This window comes from Mycobacterium sp., from assembly GCF_002863225.1.
Lineage (GTDB): Bacteria > Actinomycetota > Actinomycetes > Mycobacteriales > Mycobacteriaceae > Mycobacterium.
The window spans coordinates 1-4,092 of record NZ_PKEK01000070.1; the positions used below are offsets into that span (position 1 = coordinate 1).

Here is a 4,092-nt window from a genome sequence, read left to right on the forward strand (position 1 = left end):
CGAAAGATCCACTGGCACTTGGAAAGCCCGCCCCACCCGGCGACACGGACCACCGAACGCGGCCAAACCCCTAAAACCCAGATCCGCTAACCCGCCCCGGCACCGAGTCCGACCACCACCACCCGGACGAAAATCCAGGCTAGACGCGCCAGGCCGATTCCGGACCGCCTGTTCAGGACGGTGCACAGACTGTCCTGACCCCGGCAGGAGCCAACGGCCGACTGTCGAATCAGTCCGCCAACCGGTCGACCATCGTCGGGGTCGCTACCGCGGCCAGAATGAGGTCGTCGCTGAGTCGGTCGCGGACATATTCCAGGTGCGCACCCGCCGCCGAATAGCGCTGCACCCGTGAATCGATATCGGCCGCGCCGACCAGCGGGTCGTGGACGTACTGGAGTACGAGCATCGGCATGGCCGGCGCGTTACCGCCAGGCCTGATTTCTCGGAAGATTTCGGCGAGTTCGGGGAGGCGAGCGGCTCACTGAGCGGCGGGTCCGGGTAGTCGTCGAGATCCTTATTGGCGAATGGCAGCACCCCGCCAATGGGGAGGCATTCTCGGCCGCCGCAAGCAATGCAAGTCCCTCGGGGGTCGCGTGCTCACGAATCACCCGATCCATTCCGGGTCGATGCGCCGAAGCGCGGCCGCCGCGATGATGACCAAACCGGCGAAGAAGATCCGTTGAGATACAGGAACATCGATCCCGGATCGCCGGCAGGTGAACCCGCGACCGCCCCGACGAGTTTCAGCTCCGGTGCGTAACCACTTGCCATTTCGGCGGTCCACGCCGTGGTCAGTCCACCACCCGAGTAGCCCCACAAGCCGATTGGGGTGCTCGGGTTCAGGCCGAGCGGCGCGAAAGCCAGCATCGCTCGAATGGCGTCGAGAGCGCGGTACCCGGTTCCCGCGGTGCAATCCAGTGCCCATCGACCCCTTCGTGGTCGGGAACAGAGACAACCCAACCGCGGGCAAGGGCGTGTGCAATCTGGATGAGCTCGAATTGCGGCCCCGACCCGAGCGCCTTCGCGCCGCGCTGCAACGCATATGAAGGAAAGCATGCCCGCGAGACCGCATCGGTCGCCCATTGAAACTACACCAACGGACGCGGCCCCGTCGCTCCGATGTTCTGCTGCATCAGCACGGTCGTGATTCCGACGCGGGGGACACCGTGCAGATCTGCAGTTCGGTACAGCAGTTGCCATGCCGAAATGTGCTGGAAAATCCGCCCGAAGAGCCGAGATCGATCGGGCGAGTTCGCAGAGCCGTGCCGGGTACCTGCTGCCCGAATCCCGCCGGAGGCAGATAGAACGCATCGTTTGCGGGTTGGCGGGGCGGCTGTCAACGGCGGCCGAAAATTGACCCCTTTTCAGTTGAAAATCGACCCCTTGGTGTTCATTCTTCGGTGGTCGATCCCGGGACTCACCGAGGTGGCGGTCTTTGATGCGGTGCGAGTCGCCTTTGAGAGCGATGACTTCGGCGTGGTGGACGAGGCTGTCGATTATGGCGGCTACAACGTCGTCGCCGAACACTTCGCCCCAGCGGCCGAACGCCTTGTTGCAGGTGACGATTAAGCTGGCTCGCTCGTAGCGGGAGGAGACCAGCGGAAGGATCCCACCGACGTCTTGGGTGTCGTCGAGCCAGGCCCGCGGTCGGTGCTGGACGGTGCCGGGCTGCGGGCGCTGCACCGGTTGGTGGTTCAGGTGGCGACGCGTGTCAAAGTGGGCGTGTCGGGGGTGGACGCGCAAGTAGGTTCCTCGTCCCTGATCGCGGTCACGACTACAAAAGAGTGAACCCACTTGCGCGCTATGAGAGTAGCTGTTCCACGCCAGCTCGCCCTTGGGCTGCGAAATCTACCCGTGCCGGCCTGCCATGGGCAGGCACTTCCTGAGGAGACCCGACCCCAGGTGCTGGCGTGTTGGCCGGCTGATCGCCCGCGGCGCCCCGGCCGAGGACCCGCACGCCGATGCCGGTGAGCGATGACCAGCCAGACGTCGGCGGGGACATCGGTACCGACGCTGCTATTGTCCACCGAGAAGGTCACCGTGTCGCACCGCTCACGCGATGCGTATGTGTATGTGTAGGTGCGCCAATCGACGCCGTCGCAGATGATTCATCACACCGAATCCCTTGCCCGCCAATACGAGCTGCGTGAGCGGGCCGTGATGCTGGGTTGGCCTGCCCATCAGGTCGTGGTGATCGACGCCGAGCTGGGCCGCTCCGGCGCGCAGAGCGCGGGACGGACCGGGTTCAAGGAGTTGGCGCCGATGTCGGCCTGGGCAAGGTCGGGATCGTGCTGGGCATCGAGGTATCGCGGCTGGCCCGCAACAACGCCGACTGGTATCAATTACTGGACCTGTGGGCGATAACCGACACACTGATCGCCGACGCCGACGGGGTGTGTCACCCCGCCGATTTCAACGACCGCCTCGTGCTGGGACTGAAGCGGACGATGTCGGAGGCCGAGCTGCACCTGATCCGGTCCCGGCTGACGGCGGGACTCAAACACAAGGCGGCGAAAGGAGAACTGCGCCAGGGCCTAGTCGGGCTGGACTACGACAAGGTGGTGCTCTGCGCCGACGCGGCGGTGCGCGAGGGCCGGGCGCTGCTAGAGGGCCTGCTGCGGTGGGCGGTGCGGGCGGATCATGCAGACCGCGTACTCGGGGACCAAGGGCAACTGCCCACGTTACGTGTGTACCCGCGCCAAACAGCTGTATGCCGGTGAACACGTCTGCCAGAGCATCGGTGGTGTCCGGCCGGACAACACCGTCCTGGATGCGCGGTTCATCGTCCTGGAGCCGGCCGCGCTCACCGCCACCGCGCTGGCACTGGCCGAGGCCGATACGCACCTCAGCGCGACCTCGCGGTGTTCGAGTTGGCCACCGAAGGCGCCCGCTACGAAGCTGGCCGCGCACTGCGCCAGTTCGACAACATCGAACCGGAGAACCGTTTGGTGGCAAGGACATGGAAACCACGTTGGAAACCAAGCTGGCCGCGGTCCGCGCCGCGGAGAACAACCTGGTCCGCTCAAGGCGCTCGCCGGCCGGTGGCATTGACCGAACAGGAACTGGCCTGGATCACCACCGCCGGCGCGGACTTGCGCGCCGTGTTCGACGCGCCCCGCCCACCACACTGCGCGAACGCAAACAACTCATCCTAGCGGTGATCGACGAGATCGCCGTCACCGTTCGCGCCGAGCAGCGCATCGCGCAGCTGCGGATCCTCTGGCAGGGCGGCGCCGCCACCGACCTGTCGATACCGATGAACCAAACCGGGCCGACATCTACGCGTGGCCGACGAGGCAACCGTCGCCCTGGTCCGCCCGCTCGCCGAGCACTACGACGACTGCACCATCGCGGCGATCCTGGCCAAACAGAAACGCCGCACCGCCATCGGCCTACCCTTCACCCGAGCGCGGGTGGCGATCCTGCGCGCCGGCCACGACATCACCGTCTACCAGGCGCCGACCCGATGTCGGAACCGACTGCGACGATGACGTCGTGGTCACCATCACCGTCAACGAACAGATCCTCGGCGTCGCCAGGACCACACCTTGTACCGCTGGATCCGCGACGGATTCGTCACCGCCGCACAGATCACCCCCGGTTGCGCCCTGGCGCGTCCGCATCGACCACGCCCTGCGTGATCGGATCCGACCCGAGGTTCCCGCTGGCTCGGCCTCGACGAGGCCGCCATGACGCTTGGCGTTGCTCGACAAACCGTGTTGCACAAGGTCCAACGCGGCGAACTGCAAGCCGTGCACGTCAACCGCGGACGCCGTAAAGGGCTCCGTATCCAGGTCAAAGCCGACCAGCCTGGACTGTTCGACACACCCTGATAGAAGGAGAGCGCAGTGTTAACCAGTCTCGGGTGGGCCGAGGAACACAATGTTGTCGCGGGTGGTGACGAAGTCCAAGGGTGCCCAGATGCGCGATCAGGCCACGTTTGAGTCCGCGGGCATCGAAGTCGAACTCTTCGCCGATCTGTTTGGGTCGCGGCGGGGCCGGCCGAGCGTGCCGGCCGAGGTGATGGCGTCGGTGATCACTTTGCAGCGCTGCACGGCTTGTCCGATAACGAGACCGTCGATGCGGTGACCT

The 4,092-nt window shown here is 65.6% G+C and carries 4 protein-coding genes and 4 pseudogenes; 4 read left to right on the top strand and 4 right to left on the bottom strand.

Features of this window, described 5'->3' with window-relative positions; translation table 11 throughout:
* Window positions 1-229: 229 nt before the first annotated feature.
* The 3 genes and pseudogenes from CYU59_RS21925 to CYU59_RS21930 form a co-directional block, all read right to left on the bottom strand.
* Window positions 230-451, bottom strand: coding sequence for a lipase family protein (locus tag CYU59_RS21925; protein WP_363115154.1), 222 nt, complete (start codon window positions 449-451; stop codon window positions 230-232).
* A gap of 146 nt (window positions 452-597) precedes the next feature.
* Window positions 598-1,037: pseudogene (locus CYU59_RS29060) on the bottom strand (lipase family protein).
* Between the two features lie 353 nt (window positions 1,038-1,390).
* Window positions 1,391-1,599: pseudogene (locus tag CYU59_RS21930) on the bottom strand (ATP-binding protein); the annotation flags it as partial.
* A 569-nt stretch (window positions 1,600-2,168) separates the two neighbouring features.
* Between CYU59_RS21930 and CYU59_RS21935 the strand changes: the two are divergent.
* The 3 genes from CYU59_RS21935 to CYU59_RS21945 all read left to right on the top strand — a co-directional run bounded on the left by CYU59_RS21935 (window position 2,169) and on the right by CYU59_RS21945 (window position 3,833).
* On the top strand, window positions 2,169-2,720 hold the full coding sequence (locus tag CYU59_RS21935) for a recombinase family protein (RefSeq protein ID WP_293002657.1): 552 nt from the start codon (window positions 2,169-2,171) through the stop codon (window positions 2,718-2,720).
* Window positions 2,721-3,284: 564 nt separating this feature from the next.
* A complete protein-coding gene (locus tag CYU59_RS21940) occupies window positions 3,285-3,491 on the top strand; it encodes a hypothetical protein (RefSeq protein WP_293002659.1) in 207 nt (68 codons plus the stop codon).
* A gap of 198 nt (window positions 3,492-3,689) precedes the next feature.
* Entirely contained in the window at window positions 3,690-3,833 is a 144-nt protein-coding gene (locus CYU59_RS21945; RefSeq protein WP_293002661.1) for a hypothetical protein, read from the top strand.
* A gap of 21 nt (window positions 3,834-3,854) precedes the next feature.
* Here CYU59_RS21945 and CYU59_RS29065 read toward each other — a convergent pair.
* Window positions 3,855-3,984 (bottom strand): annotated as a pseudogene (locus CYU59_RS29065) (ATP-binding protein); the annotation flags it as partial.
* On the opposite strand from CYU59_RS29065, the pseudogene CYU59_RS21950 reads away from it, so the two are divergent.
* A pseudogene (locus CYU59_RS21950) lies at window positions 3,964-4,092 on the top strand (transposase); the annotation flags it as partial. The pseudogenes CYU59_RS29065 and CYU59_RS21950 sit on opposite strands and share 21 nt — an antisense overlap.

What these genes read in the sequence shown, in the direction of transcription:
- CYU59_RS21945 (WP_293002661.1), top strand. Translation starts at nt 3,690, where the DNA reads ATGACGCTTGGCGTTGCTCGACAAACCGTGTTGCACAAGGTCCAACGC.